This window comes from Pseudomonas sp. R3.Fl (genome assembly GCF_023516765.1).
Lineage (GTDB): Bacteria > Pseudomonadota > Gammaproteobacteria > Pseudomonadales > Pseudomonadaceae > Pseudomonas > Pseudomonas citronellolis.
On the sequence record NZ_JAMGSO010000001.1, the window covers coordinates 5,050,125 to 5,068,884 of the forward strand.

The 18,760-nt window shown below is 67.4% G+C and carries 20 protein-coding genes; 8 read left to right on the top strand and 12 right to left on the bottom strand.

Annotated features, from left to right (window positions below; all coding sequences use genetic code 11):
• Positions 1–340: 340 nt before the first annotated feature.
• Together cysZ and M8R19_RS22305 are read right to left on the bottom strand one after the other, a co-directional pair.
• Entirely contained in the window at positions 341–1,081 is a 741-nt protein-coding gene (gene cysZ / locus M8R19_RS22300) for a sulfate transporter CysZ (RefSeq protein WP_249918946.1), read from the bottom strand.
• A gap of 86 nt (positions 1,082–1,167) precedes the next feature.
• On the bottom strand, positions 1,168–3,105 hold the full coding sequence (locus M8R19_RS22305; protein ID WP_249918947.1) for a sensor domain-containing diguanylate cyclase: 1,938 nt from the start codon (positions 3,103–3,105) through the stop codon (positions 1,168–1,170).
• Between the two features lie 378 nt (positions 3,106–3,483).
• On the opposite strand from M8R19_RS22305, the gene trxB reads away from it, so the two are divergent.
• Positions 3,484–4,431 carry a thioredoxin-disulfide reductase gene (trxB, locus tag M8R19_RS22310; RefSeq protein ID WP_249918948.1) on the top strand — a complete coding sequence of 316 codons (948 nt, stop codon included), beginning with the start codon at positions 3,484–3,486 and terminating at the stop codon, positions 4,429–4,431.
• A gap of 745 nt (positions 4,432–5,176) precedes the next feature.
• Here trxB and M8R19_RS22315 read toward each other — a convergent pair.
• The 5 genes from M8R19_RS22315 to folM all read right to left on the bottom strand — a co-directional run bounded on the left by M8R19_RS22315 (position 5,177) and on the right by folM (position 7,645).
• Positions 5,177–5,515 carry a HopJ type III effector protein gene (locus tag M8R19_RS22315; protein WP_009616043.1) on the bottom strand — a complete coding sequence of 113 codons (339 nt, stop codon included), beginning with the start codon at positions 5,513–5,515 and terminating at the stop codon, positions 5,177–5,179.
• A 13-nt stretch (positions 5,516–5,528) separates the two neighbouring features.
• A complete protein-coding gene (locus M8R19_RS22320; RefSeq protein WP_009616044.1) occupies positions 5,529–5,852 on the bottom strand; it encodes a DUF1244 domain-containing protein in 324 nt (107 codons plus the stop codon).
• A gap of 118 nt (positions 5,853–5,970) precedes the next feature.
• On the bottom strand, positions 5,971–6,342 hold the full coding sequence (gene folX / locus M8R19_RS22325) for a dihydroneopterin triphosphate 2'-epimerase (protein ID WP_009616045.1): 372 nt from the start codon (positions 6,340–6,342) through the stop codon (positions 5,971–5,973).
• Between the two features lie 2 nt (positions 6,343–6,344).
• On the bottom strand, positions 6,345–6,905 hold the full coding sequence (folE, locus tag M8R19_RS22330; protein WP_210147067.1) for a GTP cyclohydrolase I FolE: 561 nt from the start codon (positions 6,903–6,905) through the stop codon (positions 6,345–6,347).
• Between the two features lie 29 nt (positions 6,906–6,934).
• On the bottom strand, positions 6,935–7,645 hold the full coding sequence (gene folM / locus M8R19_RS22335) for a dihydromonapterin reductase (protein ID WP_249918949.1): 711 nt from the start codon (positions 7,643–7,645) through the stop codon (positions 6,935–6,937).
• A gap of 148 nt (positions 7,646–7,793) precedes the next feature.
• Here folM and M8R19_RS22340 point away from each other — a divergent pair, with 148 nt between their 5' ends.
• Positions 7,794–8,246 (top strand): flavodoxin, encoded by a 453-nt coding sequence (locus tag M8R19_RS22340; protein ID WP_009616048.1) that lies wholly within the window; start codon positions 7,794–7,796, stop codon positions 8,244–8,246.
• A 271-nt stretch (positions 8,247–8,517) separates the two neighbouring features.
• Here M8R19_RS22340 and M8R19_RS22345 read toward each other — a convergent pair whose 3' ends face one another.
• A complete protein-coding gene (locus tag M8R19_RS22345; protein WP_249918950.1) occupies positions 8,518–9,402 on the bottom strand; it encodes a LysR family transcriptional regulator in 885 nt (294 codons plus the stop codon).
• A 98-nt stretch (positions 9,403–9,500) separates the two neighbouring features.
• Between M8R19_RS22345 and M8R19_RS22350 the strand changes: the two genes are divergently transcribed.
• From M8R19_RS22350 to M8R19_RS22375, 6 genes are all read left to right on the top strand, one after another.
• Entirely contained in the window at positions 9,501–9,878 is a 378-nt protein-coding gene (locus tag M8R19_RS22350; protein ID WP_009616050.1) for a CidA/LrgA family protein, read from the top strand.
• Positions 9,865–10,551, top strand: a complete 687-nt coding sequence (locus M8R19_RS22355) for an LrgB family protein (RefSeq protein WP_249918951.1) — start codon at positions 9,865–9,867, stop codon at positions 10,549–10,551. Before M8R19_RS22350 ends, M8R19_RS22355 begins: the two co-directional genes overlap by 14 nt.
• Before the next feature lie 157 nt (positions 10,552–10,708).
• Positions 10,709–11,485: a class II aldolase/adducin family protein gene (locus M8R19_RS22360; protein WP_249918952.1), complete on the top strand. Its 777-nt coding sequence runs from the start codon at positions 10,709–10,711 to the stop codon at positions 11,483–11,485.
• Positions 11,485–12,381 carry an alpha/beta fold hydrolase gene (locus M8R19_RS22365; protein WP_249918953.1) on the top strand — a complete coding sequence of 299 codons (897 nt, stop codon included), beginning with the start codon at positions 11,485–11,487 and terminating at the stop codon, positions 12,379–12,381. The genes M8R19_RS22360 and M8R19_RS22365 overlap by 1 nt, the downstream gene beginning before the upstream one ends.
• A 121-nt stretch (positions 12,382–12,502) precedes the next feature.
• The gene (locus tag M8R19_RS22370) at positions 12,503–13,414 is read left to right on the top strand and encodes an SDR family oxidoreductase (protein WP_009616054.1); all 912 of its coding nucleotides are present in this window, start codon (positions 12,503–12,505) and stop codon (positions 13,412–13,414) included.
• Between the two features lie 115 nt (positions 13,415–13,529).
• A complete protein-coding gene (locus M8R19_RS22375; protein WP_249918954.1) occupies positions 13,530–14,297 on the top strand; it encodes a crotonase/enoyl-CoA hydratase family protein in 768 nt (255 codons plus the stop codon).
• Between the two features lie 163 nt (positions 14,298–14,460).
• On the opposite strand, the gene M8R19_RS22380 is transcribed toward M8R19_RS22375, so the two are convergent.
• The 4 genes from M8R19_RS22380 to M8R19_RS22395 form a co-directional block, all read right to left on the bottom strand.
• Positions 14,461–15,603, bottom strand: a complete 1,143-nt coding sequence (locus M8R19_RS22380) for an IS481 family transposase (RefSeq protein ID WP_116425595.1) — start codon at positions 15,601–15,603, stop codon at positions 14,461–14,463.
• Positions 15,604–15,909: 306 nt separating this feature from the next.
• Positions 15,910–16,254, bottom strand: a complete 345-nt coding sequence (locus M8R19_RS22385) for a cupin domain-containing protein (protein ID WP_009616056.1) — start codon at positions 16,252–16,254, stop codon at positions 15,910–15,912.
• Between the two features lie 41 nt (positions 16,255–16,295).
• A complete protein-coding gene (locus M8R19_RS22390) occupies positions 16,296–17,717 on the bottom strand; it encodes an NAD(P)/FAD-dependent oxidoreductase (protein WP_249918955.1) in 1,422 nt (473 codons plus the stop codon).
• 224 nt (positions 17,718–17,941) lie between these two features.
• Entirely contained in the window at positions 17,942–18,748 is an 807-nt protein-coding gene (locus tag M8R19_RS22395) for an AraC family transcriptional regulator (RefSeq protein ID WP_043300115.1), read from the bottom strand.
• Positions 18,749–18,760: the final 12 nt, after the last annotated feature.

Here is an 18,760-nt window from a genome sequence, read left to right on the forward strand (position 1 = left end):
GGGCCGCGCCGCCCCGCTGCCTTCGCGGCATCGGGGTGCGGGGACATTCTTGGGGGCGGGAGGAGGGGAATCGCTTGATATAGGTCAGGCGGATTTTTTGACTATTCGCCTTTATGTAGGAATTTTCGTATTTTTTTGATGGTTGTCAGATTTATGGCGTCAGAAAATATTCGGTGACAATTGCGCCCGGCAATGGCGCTTCCTATGGCGCTTCCCGGGGGCGAGGCAAGGGGCAATCCTGGTGGGAAATGCGCTGACCGAGCCCCAACGGGATGCCGGACAGGGTGCCCTGTGTACCTGCCTTGTGTATCGGCAGGGAAAGGGCACCTGGATCGCGACGCTATTTCACCAGCGCCTTGTCGCCGTCCTCGCGCACCCAGAACAGCACCGCGCCGGCCACGGCGGCGGGCATGGCGACCAGGTTGACCAACGGGATCAGCAGCGCCAGGTAGGTCACGCCGCCGAAGCCCATGCAGGCCCAACGCTTGCTGCGCAGCCAGGCGAGCATTTCGTTCCAGCCGAGCTTGTGGTTGTCCGCCGGGTAGTCGATGTACTGCACGGCCATCATCCACACGCCGAACACCAGCCACAGCGGCGCGGCGATGATGTTCAGGCCGGGGATCAGGCTGAGGACGAACAGGGCGATGGCCCGCGGCAGGAAGTAGCCGAGCTTGCGCAGTTCGCGGGCGATGGTGCGGGGCACCATGGCGGCCAGTTCGGCCCAGCTGAAGGCCGGGAAGTCGTCCTGGCCGCGCACCACCACTTCGACCTTCTCGGCCAGGAAGCCGTTGAACGGCGAGGCGATCAGGTTGGCCACCATCGTGAAGCTGAAGAACAGGATCAGCAGCACCAGCAGGACGAACAGCGGCCAGAGGATGTACTGCAGGAAGTCCAGCCACTGCGGCAGGCTGGGCATCAGCCAGTCGACCCAGTGGCTGAACTGGTTCACCGCGAAGCCGATCAGGCCGACGAACAGCAGCAGGTTGACCGTCAGGGGCAGCAGCACGAACAGGCGCAGCCCCGGGCGCATCATGAGTTTCAGGCCTTCGCCGAGGTATTGCGGGCCGCTCAGGGTGGGCATGGAACATCTCCGTAGGAAACCAGCTTGCGACCTTAGCAGGGCCGACGCGGGGCCGCGAGCCGTCTGTTTTGCCTGTTGTGTGGGGTTCAGGCGCGGTAGCGGCTGTAGTGGTTGCGCTGTTGCTTGGCGCGGTACATGGCGCTGTCGGCGGCCTGGAGCAGGCCATCGGTGTCGCCGGCATCGGCCGGGTAGAGGGCGATGCCGATGCTGGCGGAGAGAAATTCCAGGCGCTGCTCGCCGGCGTGGTAGTCCTGGTTGAGGCTGGCCAGCAGGCGCCCGGCCAGGGCTTCGGCGGTGGCGCAGTCGACGTCCGCGAGGATCACGGCGAACTCGTCGCCGCCCAGGCGGAAGGCCATGTCCGGCTGGCGCAGGTTGTTGCGCAGGCGTTCGCCGACGGCGATCAGCACGGCGTCGCCGGCGGCGTGGCCATAGCGGTCGTTGACCGGCTTGAAGTGGTCCAGGTCGATGTACAGCAGGGCCAGGCCGGTGCCTTCGGCGCAGCGCTGCAGGGCTAGGGGCAGCTGTTCGCCGAAGGCCTTGCGGTTGCCCAGGCCGGTCAGCGCGTCGCGGTAGGCGAGGTCCAGCAGGCGCTGCTGGTAGGCCACCTGCAGGCTGATGTCGCGGAGGATGCCGCGGAAACCGCAGAACTGCCCCTGGGCGTCGACGATCGGCGAGACCTTCGTCTCGAAGACCATGCGCTGGCCGTCGCGGCGCTTGAAGGGCGCGGCGAAGGTGGTTTCCTGCTCGCCGTCGCGCACCTGCTGGTAGAGCCCGCGGGCGCGCGCCACGTCCTGTTCGTCGAGCAGTTCCCGGTAGGAGTGGCCTTCCACTTCCTCGGCGGTGTAGCCGAGCAGGCGGCAGAAGGCGGCGTTCACCGTGAGCACCACGCCGCTGTCGTCCATCTCGAAGTAGCCGTCGCGGATGCTGTCGAGGATGGCGCGGTCGCGGGCCTCGCTGCGTTCCAGGCGTTCGAGCATCTGGTTGACCTCGCAGGCCAGCTGGCCGACTTCGTCACGGCCCATGTCGGCCAGGCGGGCGGGGCCGGCGTCGGCGCCGATGTTCGCCACCCCGCGGTTGAGCCGCTGCACGCGGCGGATCACCCAGAATTCCAGGACGAGGTAGGCCAGCAGCAGGCCGGCGAGGGTGATCAGCAAGGTCATGCCGAGGAACAGGCGGATGGCCTCCTGGCCCTGGCGGTAGGCGACCCGCGACTTGCTGATGGCCAGGCTGAACTGCGGCGTGTCGGCGGAGCTGAGGAACAGCAGGGTGGCCTGCTGGGTGTCGGCGTCCAGCACCTGCCGCGGGCTCAGCAACGCGCCGCCGTTGCGCCCCGGCACGTGCAGGGCGCGCCAGCCGTCGCCGGGCGTCACCCCGGGTTGCACCTGCAGGCGCGCGTCCATCTGTTCCTGCAGGGCGTTCACCCGGCGCTGGTCGAGCAGGTAGCCGGCGACGATGGCGCCGACCGGCTCGGCCTGGCCCAGGTTATCGCTGATCGGCTGGCTGAGCAGCAGCAGCGGGGTGCCGTCCACCAGCAGCCATTGCGCCAGGCTGCGCGACGGGTCGCCCTGCAGGTCCAGCACGCCCAGGTCCAGGGCGCTGCGCAGCAGGGCCTGGCGCAGCCGCTCGGGGCTGGGCGCGCCGGCTATCGCCTGGGGCGCTGTGAGCCGCGCCTCCTCCCAGCGCTGGGCGACGACGCGCCCCTGGCTGTCGAGGTAGAGCGCGAAGTCGAAGCCCAGGTTGCCGAGCATGTCGATGTCCAGGTTCTCCCGCACGAACCCCGGCGTGGGGCGCAGGACGAAGCGGTAGCTGGCGTCCCACCAGGCATAGCTGCGCAGCAGGTCCAGGTGGCGCTTCTTCTCGAAGGCCAGGCGGCTGTCGAGCACGCGCACCTCGTCATACAGGCGCTGGCGGTCGTCGCGGTCGAAGCGCGCGAGGAGGATGTGTTCCGACAACTGCCAGATGCCCAGCAGGATGAGGGCGAGCAGCGGCAGGAACAGCAGGAGCAGGCGGTTTCTCAGGGTCATGCCGGGCACGCAGGTGGCGGGTGGAGAGGGGCGGACCTCCTGAGTCTAGTTGGCCCGCCGCGGGAGATAGTGGGGCTCTATCGGAGGCATTGAGATTGGGCATTTCGCCTGGGCCCGCGCGGGCTATACGCTGCGCGGCAATCTCCAGTCGCGAACCGGCCGGCCGGCCGGCGAAGCGGGATGTCCCTGACTTATCTCAAGGTGGTATTGGGAAACGTCTGACAGACTTCACGCCGTGGATGACTCCACGGCAGCGCCGCCCGCTCCTGACGGCCCTGCCTTCCTCGCGATCTGTGCGTTTAGCGGGAGCTGCCGCTCCTCCCAGCCTTCCCCCAGGTACCTTGGCAGCTCCCTTTCTTGTTCGACGAGGAGTCAGTCATGTCTGAAGTTCGTCACGCCCGCGTCATCATCCTGGGCTCCGGCCCTGCCGGTTACTCGGCCGCCGTCTATGCCGCCCGCGCCAATCTCAGGCCGCTGCTGATCACCGGCCTGCAGGCCGGCGGCCAACTGACCACCACCACCGAGGTGGACAACTGGCCCGGCGACCCTCACGGCCTCACCGGCCCGGCGCTGATGCAGCGCATGCAGGAGCACGCCGAGCGTTTCGAGACCGAGATCGTCTTCGACCACATCAACGCCGTGGACCTGGCTGGCAAGCCCCTGGTGCTCAAGGGCGACAGCGGCACCTACACGGCCGACGCGCTGATCATCGCCACCGGGGCCAGCGCCCGCTACCTGGGCCTGCCCTCGGAAGAGGCGTTCATGGGCAAGGGCGTTTCCGCCTGCGCCACCTGCGATGGTTTCTTCTACCGCAACCGCGAAGTGGCTGTGGTCGGTGGCGGCAACACGGCGGTGGAGGAGGCGCTGTACCTGGCCAATATCGCCAGCAAGGTGACCCTGGTGCACCGCCGCGAGACCTTCCGTGCCGAGAAGATCCTGCAGGACAAGCTGCGCGCTCGTATCGCCGAGGGGAAAATTGCCCTGAAGCTCAATGCCCGGGTGGAAGAGGTGCTGGGTGACGACATGGGTGTCACCGGTGTGCGTCTGCGCAACAACGATGGCAGCGCCGAGGAATTGAAGGTGGACGGGCTGTTCGTGGCCATCGGGCATACGCCGAACACCTCGTTGTTCGAGAGCCAGCTGCAATTGAAGGACGGCTACCTGGTGGTCAACGGCGGCCGTGATGGCAACGCTACCGCTACCAGCATTCCCGGCGTGTTCGCGGCGGGTGATGTGGCTGATCATGTCTATCGCCAGGCGATCACTTCGGCCGGCGCCGGCTGCATGGCGGCGCTGGACGTGGAGCGTTACCTGGATTCGTTGTAACGGCCCCAAGAGCCGGCGTGCAGGACGGAGCCCCGCTGGTCGGGGCTTTTTCCTTTGTGGGGAGGGGGTTGCTTGTGAATGGGGTTCACTTGGGGCTGTTGGTGTTTGGATTAGGTCCTTTCCCTCTCCCCAGCCCTCGGCTGCGCGCCCCGCCCTGAAGGGAGAGGGGGCTGTTCGGAGTGGCGTTGGAGGCAGGCACCATCCTTCAACCCCGTCATTCCCGCGAACGCGGGAATCCAGTGACGGGCGGTTCGCGAGCAAGCTCGCTCCTACGAAGAGCTGTCCGCTCTCGCTCTGGATTTTGGACTTCCAGAGAAACATCCGAGCGCACCGGAACGCCCCTTCAGAAGGCCGAGCGAAACCGGCGCTCAGGAGGTCATGCGACATGGATGTCGCGAGAGCCCCGATGGGCTACAGGGACGTACCCTCGGGGCGGGCCTCCGTGGCGGGGGAATTCGTGAGGGTAGCCCGGCTTCATCGGGCCCGTATGTCGGGGCAAGCCTTCTTGGTTACTTCTTTGGCGTTTGAAAGAAGTGACTCGCCCGAGGGGGCGAAACAAAAAATCTCCGCAGACTCGGAGCGGCGCGTTACACCCAAACAAGAAGCCACTGGGTTCCCGCGTTCGCGGGAATGACGAGGGTGGGTAAGGAGCGTGGGACCGAATCTCACACTCGAGCGAGCCCTGCCCCAAAACGCCCCCCAAGAAAAAGCCCCGCATCGCGGGGCTTTTTTACATTCCGAGTCTTCAGCCCCGCCGCGACAACGGCTGACGCTCGAAACGCACACCAGCCAGACCGGTATTCTGCAACGCCCGGATATTGGCGTGATCAGTACCCTCGGGCGTGTCACGCACCGCGCGGTAATGCTCACCGAAGGCCAGCAAGGTTTCCTCCAGGCTCAGACCCTCGAGGATGGCGAAGCCGAGCGTCTTGCAGGAGCCCTCGTTCTGCCCGGCCGGGTTCTCCACCGGGCCGTTGCTGAAGGCGCTGGGGCTGTAGCTGTAGTGCTCGGCGATGAACGCCAGGGTGTCGGTGAACAGGTGCTGCTCGCTGCGCAGGCGCGCGCGGAAATCGGTGAGGGTCATCAAGGCGGGCTCGTCAGTGTTTCTTGGCGGTGTCGAAGGCGGCCTGCTGCTCGGGCGAGGCCTCCTTCTGGTATTTCGCCTTCCATTCGGCGTAAGGCATGCCGTAGATCTCCTCGCGGGCCTGTTCCGGGCTCAGTTCCAGGCCCATGTCGTCGGCCGCGGCCTTGTACCACTTGGACAGGCAGTTGCGGCAGAAGCCGGCGAGGTTCATCAGGTCGATGTTCTGCACGTCCTTGCGGTTGCGCAGGTGCTGGACCAGGGTGCGGAACGCCGCGGCTTCCAGTTCCGTGCGTTGTTCCTGGCTGAGGTCGAGGATGCTGTGTTCGGGCTTGCTCATGGGGCGGGCTCTCGCGTGGCGCGTCGTCGTGGGACGTCGGGGCTCTTCGGGGCTGGGCAGATGATAAGAGCCGCGGCGGGCGCCAGCAATGGCCGTTGGCCAGGCGGCGCCGCGCGGCTCAGCGCTGCGCGGCGAGGGCGATCGACACCGACTCGGCGAAGCGCAGGGCGTGGGGCTTGTCCACCTCCACCTCGGCGTAGCGCACCGCCGGGTGGGCCATGACCAGGTCGAGGATTTCCTGGGTCAGGCGCTCCAGCAGGGCGAAGCGGTTTTCCTCGACGTGGGCGATGATCGCTTTGGTGATGGTGCGGTAGTTCAGCGCGTGCTCGATGTCGTTGACCTGCACCGCCTCCTGCGAGGGGTAGAGGATGGTCAGGTTGATCAGCACGTCCTGCTTGTTGAGGATTTCCTCTTCCTTGATGCCGATGTAGGTGCGCACGCGCAGATCCTTCACGCGGATCCGCGCCATGCCCGGCTGCAATTGCGTCATTGTCACTTGCTCCGTCCGATCAGTTGGAGGAATTCCTGGCGGGTGTTGCTGGAGTCGCGGAAGGCGCCGAGCATCACCGAGGTGAACATCTGCGAGTTCTGCTTCTCCACCCCGCGCATCATCATGCACATGTGCTGGGCCTCGATCACCACCGCCACGCCGGCGGCGCCGGTGATGCGCTCGACCGCCTCGGCGATCTGCCGCGTCAGGTTCTCCTGGATCTGCAGGCGGCGGGCGAACATGTCGACGATGCGCGCCACCTTCGACAGGCCCAGCACCCGTCCGGTGGGAATGTACGCCACATGGGCCTTGCCGATGAAGGGCAGCAGGTGGTGTTCGCACAGCGAATACAGCTCGATGTCGCGAACGATCACCATCTCGTCGTTATCCGAGGCGAACAGCGCGCCGTTGACGATCTCCTCAAGGCTCAGCTCGTAGCCGTGGCACAGGTAGCGCATGGCCTTGGCGGCGCGCTTGGGGGTGTCGAGCAGGCCTTCGCGGTCGGGGTTCTCGCCCAGGCCTAGGAGTATCTCGCGGTAGTTCGCGGACAGGGAATCGGTCATTGCAGGGTTCCTCGCGCCACGCCGGGCGGTCATTTGAGGTGCCGGCCGCCGTTGACGGTCAAGGTGGTGCCGGTGACGTAGGGGGTGTCCAGCAGGTAGCGGATGGCCTGGTAGACGACGTCCGGCCCGGGTTCGATGCCCAGGGCGGATTTCGCCAGGGTGCGCGCGCGGTAGTCGGCGTCGTCCCCGGCGTTGAACATGACCAGCGCCGGGGCGATGGTGTTGACCTTGATCTTCGGCGCGAAGCGCGCGGCGAAGGACAGCGTCAGGCTGTCCAGCCCGGCCTTGCTGGCGCAGTAGGCGACGTGCTTGGCGCTGCCCTTGCGCACCACGTCGTCGCTGACGTGGATGATGTCGGCCGGCTGCGAGCGCTCCAGCAGCGGCGCGCAGTGCAGGTTGATCAGGTAGGGGGCGAGCATGTGCACGCTGAACAGCGCACGGAAGGCCTCGGCCTCGTGGCCGGGCGTCTCGGCGAGCCACGCCGAGGCGTTGTGGACGATGGCGCGCAGGCTGTCGGTGTGCGCCTTGAGCCGTTCGATGAAGGCGAGGATGCCGGCCTCCTCGGCGAAGTCGCCGTACAGGCAGGTCGCGCCGCGCTCGCGCAGTTGCTGCAGCCCGGGCTTGTCGCTGCGGTAGCTGACGATCACCGGCTGGCCCGCATCGAGCAGGCGCAGCGCGCAGTGCAGGCCGACGCGCTGGCTGGCGCCGGTGATCAGGATGGGGGCCGGGGATGCGCTCATGCGAGCCTCGTGGCTGGTGGAAAACCGCCGGCGGAGGCATATCCGAGCGGCGCGGTGGGAAAAAACTATACCAGCCCGGCGGCGCCGGCGAACACCCGTGGCCGGCTTGCGGCATAATGGGCGTTTGTCGCATGAACCGGGAGTTTCCATGAAAGTCGCCATTCTGTCCGGGTCGGTCTACGGCACCGCCGAAGAGGTCGCGCGCCATGCCAGGCGCCTGCTGGAGGCCGCGGGCCTGGAGACCTGGTTCGAGCCGCGCGCCACCCTGGACGCGCTGATCGAAGCCGCGCCCGACGCCTTCCTGACGGTCACCTCGACCACCGGCCTGGGCGAGCTGCCGGACAACATCCAGCCGCTGTACTACGCCCTGCGCGACCGCCTGCCGAACTGGCGCGGCCTGCCCGGCGCGGTGATCGGCCTGGGCGACTCCAGCTACGGCGACACCTATTGCGGCGGCGGCGAGCAGGTGCGCGAGCTGTACGCCGAACTGGGCCTGCGCGAGGTGCTGCCGATGCTGCGCCTGGACGCCAGCGAAACGGTCACCCCGGAGACCGATGCCGAGCCCTGGATCGCCGAGTTCATCGCTGCGTTGAAGGGTTGATTTTTGGTGTAGGGCGGATAACGTTCCACGTTATCCGCCGCCTGGCCTTGGTTTTCGGCGGCGCCTGGGTTGACCTTGGCGTGGGTTGTGGGCTGGGTGAAACGGCGTATAACCGCGAACGGTTATACGCCCTACGTCATGGTTTGGTGTAGGGCGGATAACGTTCCACGTTATCCGCCGTTTGGCCTTGGTTACCGGCGGCGGCGGGGTTGACCTTGGCGTGGGCTGTGGCTTCGGTGTATCGGCGTATAACCGCGAACGGTTATACGCCCTACGGATGCAGCGGAAACTCGTCCAGCAGTGCCAGCCACGCCTTGGCCGCGTGGGACAGGTAGGCGTCGCGGCGCCAGATGAAGCAGATGTCCCAGCGCAGGTCCGGCTCGCTCAGCAGCACCCGCGCCACCCCCGGCCGTTCCACTTCCTGCGCCACCGCCCGCGGCAGCAGCACCACGCCTTGCCCGGCGGCCACCAGCGCGCCGAGGAAGTCGGCCTGGCCGCTGCGCCCGCCTTCGCGGGGTTCGAAGCCGGCCTCGCGGCAGGCGCGCAGCAGGCGGTCGTTGAGGGTGAAGCTCTGCTGGTAGAGCAGGAAGGGCGTGTCGGCCAGTTCGGCCAGGGCGATGCTTTCGCGCCCGGCCAGCGGGTGTTCGGCCGGCAGCAGGGCGTCCAGCGGCTCGTTGCAGAACGGCTGCCAGTCGAAGGCCGGGTCGTTCGGCGCGAGCGCGCCGGCCAGTTCCAGTTCGCCGGCGTGCAGCGCCTGTTCCAGGCTCTTGCTGCCGCCTTCCACCAGGTGCACCTGGATGTGCGGGTAGCGCTTGCGGTACTCGGCGAAGCGCCAGGCGAACAGGGCGTCGGCGCCCAGCAGCGGCAGGCCCAGGCGCAGTTCGCCGCGGCGCATCTGGCTGAGGTCGTCCAGTTCGATCAGCAGTTCGCGGCGCAGGCGCAGCATATCTTCGGCGCGGCGCAGCGCCACTTCGCCGGCGGCGGTCAGGCGCACGTGCGGGCCGCTGCGCTCCAGTAGTTGCACCTGCAGGCTCTGTTCCAGCTGGGCCACCTGCTTGCTGATGGCCGACTGGCTGGCGTGCAGGCGTTGCGCTGCCTGGGTGAAGCTGCCCTGACGCACCACTTCGACGAAGCTGCGCAGTTGCTTGAATTCCATTCTGGAATGGCCTCGATTCGAACAATTCGCTTTGGCGATAGTAGCCCCGGGCTTAACCTGAGCGCCATCCACAGCACACCGCCACGCAGGCACCCGAAATGATCCGCCGCATCGCCCGACTGGGCTTCGAACTCGCCGTCCTCATCGCCTTCTGGTGGTTCGGCGGCTGGCTGGCGCAAGCCACCGGCCTGCCGCTGCCCGGTGGGGTGGTGGGGCTCGGCCTGCTGCTGGCGCTGTTCGCCAGCGGGGCGATCCGCCCGGCCCTGCTGCAGGGCGGCGCCGGGCTGCTGCTGGCGGAGATGCTGCTGTTCTTCATCCCCGCGCTGATGAGCCTGCTGGACTATGGCCCGCTGCTGCGCAGCGAGGGCTGGAAGATATTGCTGGTGATCATGTGCAGCACCCTGCTGGTGATGCTGGTCACCGCGCTGTCGGTGGAAGGCATGTATCGCTGGAGGTCGCGCCATGAGTCTCGATAAGCAGGCCCTGTTCTGGCTGGCCCTGACCCTCGGCGGCTACCTGTTCAGCCGCCAGCTGTACAAGCGCGTGCGCTGGTACGGCTTCGCGCCCATCGTGTTCGTCCCGGCGCTGCTGTTCGCCGTGGCCATTCCGCTGCACGCCCATTACGCCGACTACTCGCGCGACACCAACTGGCTGGTGGCGTTGCTCGGCCCGGCCACCGTGGCCTTCGCCGTGCCCATCTGGCAGCAGCGCGCGCTGTTGGCGCGGCACTGGCCGGCGCTGCTGGTGGGCATGTGCGCCGGCTCCGCGGTGGCCATCGGCAGTTCCTGGATGCTGGCCAACGCCCTGGCGCTGGACGGCCAGGTGGCGCTGTCGCTGGTGCCGCGCTCGATCACCACGCCGCTGGCCATGGAGATGTCCCACGACCTGGGCGGCGTGCCGGAGCTGACCGCCGCCTTCGTGATGATCACCGGGGTGTTCGGCGCCCTGGCCGGCGGTCTGCTGATGAAGCTGCTGCCGCTGCGCTCGACCCTCGCCCGCGGCGCGCTGCTGGGCGTCGGCGCCCACGGCGCGGGCACCAGCCGGGCCTACGAGTTCGGCGGCGAGGAGGGCTCCACGGCGGGGCTGTTGATGGTCCTCACCGGGCTGTTCAACCTGCTGCTGGCGCCCGCCGTCGCACTGGTCCTGTAGGAGCTCGCTCCTACGAAGAGCCGCGCCGAGGTGCCTTTCGTAGGATGGGTGTCGTCATTTGCTGTGTAGGAGAGGACTGTCAGACCTCCGACAGTCCCGCGGCCTTCGCCTGACTAGACTGGCCCCATCGAACAACAACAACGATGAGGACCGCCCCATGAACGCCGCCGCTCCCGCACCTTCCGTGAAAGACCAGGTCTCCGAGGCCGAATGGCAGACCCGCGTCGACCTCGCCGCCTGCTACCGGCTGATTGCCCTGCACGGCTGGGACGACCTGATCTTCACCCATATCTCGGCCAAGGTCCCGGGCACCGAGGACTTCCTCATCAACCCCTACGGCATGATGTTCCACGAGATCACCGCCTCCAGCTTGGTGAAGGTGGACCTGGCCGGCAAGAAGCTGATGGACAGCCCCTACGACATCAACCCCGCCGGCTACACCATCCACAGCGCCGTGCACGAGGTGCGCCACGACGTCGGTTGCGTGCTGCACATCCACACCCCCGCCGGGATCGCCGTGTCGGCGCAGAAGAACGGCCTGCTGCCGCTGTCGCAGCAGTCGCTGTTCGTGCTCTCCAGCCTGGCCTACCACGGCTACGAGGGCGTGGCCCTGAACCACGACGAGAAGGCCCGCCTGCAGGCCGACCTGGGCGACAAGCACTTCATGATCCTGCCCAACCACGGCCTGCTCACCGCCTTCGGCACCGTCGCCGACGCCTTCCTCGGCATGTTCACCCTGCAGCGCGCCTGCGAGGCGCAGGTGATGGCGCAGAGCGGCGGTGGCGAGCTGATCCACATCCCGCAGCAGATCCTCGACGGCGCCCGGGCGATGGTCGCCGGGGTGATGAAGACCTCCCAGGGCATGGGCGGGGCGCTGGCCTGGCCGGCGCTGCTGCGCAAGCTCGACCTGCAGAACCCCGGCTACCGCGACTGATGGCCGGCATCGCCATCCCCCTGCGCGACTGGCGCGCGCAGGGGCGCACCTTCGACTTCAACGGCCACGCCATCCGTTACTGGGAGGCCGGCGAGGGCGAGCCGCTGCTGCTGATCCACGGCTTCCCCAGCGCCTCCTGGGACTGGAACAAGCTGTGGCAGCCGCTGGCCGGGCGCTACCGGGTGATCGCCTGCGACATGCTCGGCTTCGGCGACTCGGCCAAGCCGCGCAACCACGCCTACCGCATCCTTGAACAGGCCGACCTGCAGCAGGCGCTGCTGGAGCATCTGGCGGTGCGCGAGCCCGTGCACCTGCTGGTCCACGACTACGGCAACAGCGTCGGCCAGGAGCTGCTGGCGCGGCACTTGGAAGGACAAATCCAGTTGGCCTCGCTGGTGTTCCTCAATGGCGGGCTGTTCCCCGAGACGCACCGCCCGGTGCTCTCGCAGAAGCTGCTGCTCAGCCCGCTGGGCGGCTTCTTCGGGCGCTTCTTCGACCGTGGCAAGCTGGCCGCCAACTTCGCCAAGGTGTTCGGCCCGCGCACCCGGCCGAGCGAGGAGGAGCTGGACGCTTTCTGGAGCCTGATCGCCTGCAACGACGGGCCGAAGGTGATGCACCGGCTGATCCACTACATCCTCGACCGCCGCGAACACCGCGAGCGCTGGGTGGGCGCCATGCAGCGCACGTCCGTGCCGTTGCGGCTGATCGACGGGCCCGTGGACCCGATCTCCGGCGCGCACATGGTCGAGCGTTACCGCCAGTTGATCCCGCGGCCGGACACGGTGATGCTCGACGGCATCGGCCACTACCCGCAGACCGAGGCGCCGGAGCAGGTGCTGGCGCACTACCTGGCGTTCCGCGCGCGCCTGGCGGGGCAGGTGCAGCCGGCGGCCTGAACGGGCCGCCGGCATCATCCCCGGACCTTATCGGAGCATATTCAGGTCCGGCGTCTTGGTTGTGACCGTCAAACGTCTGTTTGACACTCCGTAGCCATCAACCTGCCTGGGAGTACCAACCATGAGTGATGCCGTTCGTTTCGACGACAAGGTCGTGATCGTCACCGGTGCCGGCGGCGGTCTCGGCCGTGCCCACGCCCTGCTGTTCGCCAAACATGGCGCCAAGGTGGTGGTGAATGACCTGGGCGGCAGCACCCATGGCGAAGGCGCCAACGCCTCGGCGGCCGACCGCGTGGTGGCGGAGATCCGCGCCGCCGGCGGCACCGCCATCGCCAACCACGACTCGGTGACCGACGGCGAGAACATCGTGCGCGAGGCCGTGGAGGCCTTCGGCCGCGTCGACGTGGTGGTGAACAACGCCGGCATCCTGCGCGACAAGACCTTCCACAAGATGGAAGACGCCGACTGGGACCTGGTCTACAAGGTCCACGTCGAGGGCGCCTACAAGGTGACCCGCGCCGCCTGGCCGCTGATGCGCGAGCAGGGCTACGGGCGGGTGATCTTCACCGCCTCCACCTCGGGCATCTACGGCAACTTCGGGCAGAGCAACTACGGCATGGCCAAGCTCGGCCTCTACGGCCTGACCCGCACCCTGGCCCTGGAAGGGCGCAAGAGCAACATCCTGGTCAACGCCATCGCCCCCACCGGCGGCACCCGCATGACCGAGGGACTGATCCCGCCGCAGGTGTTCGAGCAGCTCAAGCCGGAGCTGGTCAGCCCGCTGGTGGTCTACCTGGGCAGCGAGGCCTGCCAGGACACCTCCGGCCTCTATGAAGTGGGCGGCGGCTGGATGGGCAAGGTGCGCTGGGAGCGCAGCCTGGGCTTCGGCTTCGACCCGCGCGAAGGCTTCGACGCCGAGGACGTGGCGGCGCACTGGCAGCAGATCAGCAGCTTCGAGAACGCCGTGCACCCGGCGGACAACGTCGAGGCCCTGCGCGAGATGATGGCCAACCTGCAGAAATACGTCGGCTGAAGCGGCCAGCCTGACGGGCGGAACGGCCAGGGTGCTGCTCCGCGCTCCGTGACGCAGTAAGGTGGAAGGCCGGCGCAAGTCGGCCTTCGTCCTTTCCGTCAGCCTGGAGTCCAGCATGAGCGTGATCGTCGAGCACAACGGCCCGGTAACCACCCTGATCATCGATCGCCCCGCGGCGCGCAACGCCGTCGACCGGCCCACCGCCGACGCCCTGGCCGAGGCCCTGCGCGCCTTCGAGGCCGACGAGCAGGCGAAGGTGGCGGTGCTCACCGGCGCCGGCGGCACCTTCTGCGCCGGCGCGGACCTCGCCGCGGTGGCCGAGGACAGCGAGCGGCGCAACCGCCTGGAAATGGAAGGCGACGCCCCCATGGGCCCCAGCCGCATGCACCTGAACAAGCCATTGATCGCCGCCATCGAGGGCTACGCCGTGGCCGGCGGCCTGGAGCTGGCGCTGCTGGCCGACCTGCGGGTGATGGCCGAGGACGCGGTGTGCGGGGTGTTCTGCCGGCGCTTCGGCGTGCCGCTGATCGACGGCGGCACCGTGCGCCTGCCGCGCATCATCGGCCAGGGCCGGGCGCTGGACCTGATCCTCACCGGCCGCCCGGTCTCCGCCCAGGAAGCCCTGGGCATGGGCCTGGCCAACCGCGTGGTGGCCAAGGGCGAAGCCCGCGCCGCCGCCGAGGACCTGGCCCGGCAGATCGCCGACTTCCCCCAGGCCTGCATGCTGGCCGACCGCGGCAGCGTCTACGCGCAGTGGAACCAGTCGTTCGACGTGGCCATGGCGAATGAATTCCAGGGTGGGCTGATGGTGATTCTCAGCGGCGAGACCCAGGCCGGGGCGCAGCGCTTCGCGCGGGGGGAGGGGCGGCATGGGAAGTTTTGAGAGGCGGCGCAGGGCCTGCTTTTCGTAGGAGCGAGCTTGCTCGCGAATGGCGCCTTCCGGTGACTACGGTGTTTCGGGTTGACTCCGCACCCTCTCCCCAGCCCTCTCCCTGTGTATGGACCGGAGACATGGTAGACACCTGTTCGGAGACAGGGTGAACAGGTTAGGGAAGCCGTTTGCCAGCGATGCATAGCTGCTCGCGCAGGTCGATCCTGGCAATACGGTGCGTGCTCCAGTACACGTTGTACTGTCCCTCTTCGGTAGTCGGCCGTATAGCGACCGACTCACCGATGAATGCCTTGCCTACCTGGTACGGCCGCCCCTGACAGTAAATTTCACCTTTGCCCTGGACCTTGCGCACCAGGTCCAGCTCATCGTACTGCGGAGCGGGTGGATGCTCCTGATATTCAAGCGGGCTCGGTTGATAACGCTGTTGCGGAACCTGCATGTCCAGTGCCTGGTGCGGACGCTGCTGATTGTAAAGCCCGCGCCAACGATCAAACGCTGCCTGGGCGTGGATCAGGTCATCAAAAACTCGTCCTTGCAGCAACTCGACCTTGAGCGTGCGGTGGAAGCGCTCATCCTTGCCTTGGGTTTGCGGGTGGTAAGGGCTGGAGTGGCTGGTCCGGATACCCTGGCGCATCAACCAGACATCCAGGGCCGTGTAATGGGCTTCGGTATCACCCCAGGGGCTGCCATTGTCCATGGTCATACGCCGCGGTAGCCCATAGCGCCTGAAGGTCGCAATGAGGTGTGCCTGCACGGTTTCCCGTCGCTCATCGCTACAACCCTGTAGGCATAGGGCATAGCGGGAGTGGTCATCAAGGATCGTCAGGGCATGGCAACGCCCTTTGGCGAGGGGAAAGTGCCCCTTGAAGTCCATCTGCCACAGATCGTTCGGAGCAACATGTTCGAAGCGTTGCCACGGCTGGCAGCGCTCGCCAGCCTCCGGTTGAATGCAATCATGGCGGAGCAGGATCGCATGCACAGTGCTTACCGCTGGAGCATCCACCCCCTGATTGAGCAAGAGTTGCCGCAACTTGCGTGCGCCCCAGCTCGGATGCTCCTGGCGCAGAGCCACGACGTGCGCTTCGAGATCTTCCGGCGAACGGCCCGGAGAGCGCTTTGGACGTCGTGAGCGATCCTCCAGCCCCTCGCCCGCCTGACCTCGCTTCAGCCATTTGTAACCGGTATTCGGACTGATTCCGAAGCGCCGGCAAAGCTGGCGGAGGTTGGCACCCGGCGTGCTGGCCAAGGCAACGAATTCCTCGCGTACCTGCATTTTGGACACCTCCTGCCAGGGCATCTCACGCTCCTCATGCGTTTCGATGCCTCAGCATGATGTGTTCACCATGTCTCCGAACACCTGTTCACCATGTCTCCGGTCCATACACCCTGAAGGGAGAGGGGGCCGTTCGGAGCGAGTTGGAAGCCAGGCCTACTCCTGATACGCCATGCTTACAGGATTACGCCGAACCCGCAGCAGGCAGAGGACAGTCCCCTCTCCCTTCAGGGAGAGGGTTAGGGAGAGGGAAAGGCGCTTCCCTCATGCAGCGGCGCCTCAGGGAAACTCCATTCGCGAGCAAGCTCGCTCCTACGAAGGGCCTTGGCCTCAGCGCTTGATGATCACGTAAGTCTTGCGCACCGTCTCCTGGATGTCCCACACCCCCAGGCTGTTCTGCGGCAGTAGGAAGGCGTCGCCGGCCTGGAAGGCAATGGGCTCGCCGTCGTCCGGGGTGAAGGTGCCGCGGCCGCTGATGAAGTGGCAGAACTCCTGCTCGACGATCTGCCGGCGCCAGCGGCCCGGAGTGCATTCCCAGATGCCGGTGTCGACCTGGTCGGGGCGTTCCACTTCGGCCACGCGGGTGTGCGAGACCGGCTCGCCCAGCGGTACGCCGACCGGGCTGGCTTCGCCCAGGGGCGCGTTGGGGGTGTCCTTGAGGTGGGTGATCTTCATCGGGGCTCCAGTGGGTTGTCGGTGCAAAGGGGGAGGCGGCTTCAGCCGACCTTCCAGGTCATCAGGCCTTCCATGCCGGCGGCGAGTCTTTCCGCCAGCTGCCGGCGCCAGGCCGGGGTGTTGGGGTTGGCCAGCACCTCGTCCTCGTGGACGAAGCTGCGGATGATCGCGTTGTAGCCCAGCCAGCGGCACGGCTCGGGCTCCCAGGCGCGCAGGGCGTCGGTCATGGCGCGGTCGTGGATCACCCAGTTCTGCCGGGTTTCCAGGCTGTCGTTGCCGAGGATCAGGTCGGCCAGGGTGCGCCCGCCCAGGTTGGTGGCGCCCACGCCTTCGCCGCCGTAGCCGCCGGACAGGGCGATGCCGTTGCGGCGGTCGATCAGCATGTGCGGGTGGAAGCGCCGCGACATGCCCAGGTTGCCGCCCCAGGTGTGGGTGATCTTCACGTCCTTGAGCTGCGGGAACAGCTCGCCGAACAGGTAGCGGCGCAGGCCGACCTCGTCGTCGTCGAGGCTGAAATCGCTGCGCAGCTTGCCACCGAAGCGGTAGCCGCCGCGGGCGCCGAAGGCCAGGCGGTTGTCCCGGGTGCGCTGGCCGTAGGTGACCTGGCGGCTGAACTCGCTGAAGGCCTGGCCGTGCTCCAGGCCGATCTCCGCCCATACCGACTCGGGCAGCGGCTCGGTGGCCACCAGCAGGCTCTGCACCGGCAACTGGTAGTTGCCCAGGGGCGGCAGGGCGGCGGCGTAGCCTTCCACCGCCGGCACTATCCAGTGGGCCTTCACGCTTCCCTTGTCGGTGCGCAGCAGGCCGGGCTGCCAGTGGCTGACGCGGCTCTTCTCGAACAGTTGCACGCCCAGGCGTTCCACCGCGCGGGCCAGGCCGCGGGCCAGCTTGGCCGGGTCGATGGTGGCGCAGTGCGGGGTGTAGAGCGCGCCCAGGGCGCTGGGGATGCGCAGCTGGCCGTCCAGTTCGGCCTTCGACAGCCAGCGGTAGTCGTCCTCGCCCAGGCCCTCGTGGCGCAGGTCGGCCAGGTACTGGCGCAGGCGGCGTTCCTGCTCCGGGTAGCGCGCCGCGCAATAGAGCACGCCGCCCTTGCGGTAGTCGCAGTCGATGCCTTCGCGTTCCAGCACCCTGGCCACTTCGTCGGGGATGCCGTGCAGCAGGTCCCAGGTCTCGCGGCGGCGCGGCTCGGGCATGCGGCCCACCAGGCGGTCCTCGCCCAGCAGCGCGCCCATCAGCCAGCCGCCGTTGCGCCCGGAGGCGCCGAAGCCGGCGGTCTCGGCCTCGAGGATGGCGACCTTCAATTGCGGCGCGCGGGTTTTCAGGTAATAAGCCGTCCACAGCCCGGTGTAGCCGGCGCCGACGATGGCCACGTCGACCTCCAGGGCGCCTTCCAGGGCCGGGCGGACGATGAAGTCGTCGTCCAGTTGGTTCATCCACAGGCTGATATGGCGCCATGCCGACATAGGGGCGACTCCGGGCAGAAGGGTGATCGGGAATGTGCGCAAGCCTAGAAGCGCCCGGCATTCCTGTCGTGCGCGCGGGTACGCGGGGAAATGGGCGATGTCTTGCCAGCTGCGCCAGGGTGCTCTTCGTAGGAGCGAGCTTGCTCGCGAACAAACTCCGCTGCGGGGCCCATTCGCGAGCAAGCTCGCTCCTACGAAAAGCGGTGCGCAGGAGCGCCTCGGCGTTACGGGTTTTCCATCCGCTTGAGGTATTCCCGCGGCGACAGACCGGTCTGCTGGCGGAAGCAGCGGTAGAAGGCCGACAGCGAATTGAAGCCGGCGGAGAAGGCCAGCTCGTCGATGCGCGCCGAGGTGGCCGGGCGCAACTGTTCCAGCAGGTGCTGCAGGCGCTTCTGGTTGACGTACTGGTAGAAGCTCAGGCCCATCACCTGGTTGAGCAGGTAGGAAATCTGGTTGCGCGTGTAGCCGGTGGCGCCGGCCACCTGGGACAGGTCCAGGTCCGGCGCCAGGTACGGCTGGGCCTTGTGGAAGTATTCCTCCAGGTCCGCGGCCAGCTGGCTGAGCTGGCGCGGCGACAGGCCCAGGCGGCTGGCCGGCGGGCGGCTGTCGCCGGAGGCGCGTGCGGCGCCCGGGGCGTCCTCGCGGACCAGGGTGGCGTATTCGTTGATGCGCCAGATCAGCCCGTCGCGCACGCTGATGGCTTCGCTGGAGTGGAACACCGCCAGGCGCCCGCTGAGGGTGATGGCGGTGCGGTACTGGATGAAGGCCGTGTCGCCGTCGACGCGGATGCGGTCGATGTGGTCGAGGAACTCGTCCGGGCGGCTGGGCATGGTCTGGGTGACGTACTCGCGCAGGTCCGCCAGGCCCATGCGGCGGTTCTGGAAGTAGTCGTTGTATTCCACCTCGGGATGGTAGAGCGCCAGCGCCGCGTCCAGGTCGCGGCGCTTCCAGCTGTCATGGTAGCGCTGCACCACGTCGCGGGTGCTCGGGGTGAGGTGGCTGTCGGCCGGGGTCGGGTGGGTCGCTCGCATGGCGCACAGGAT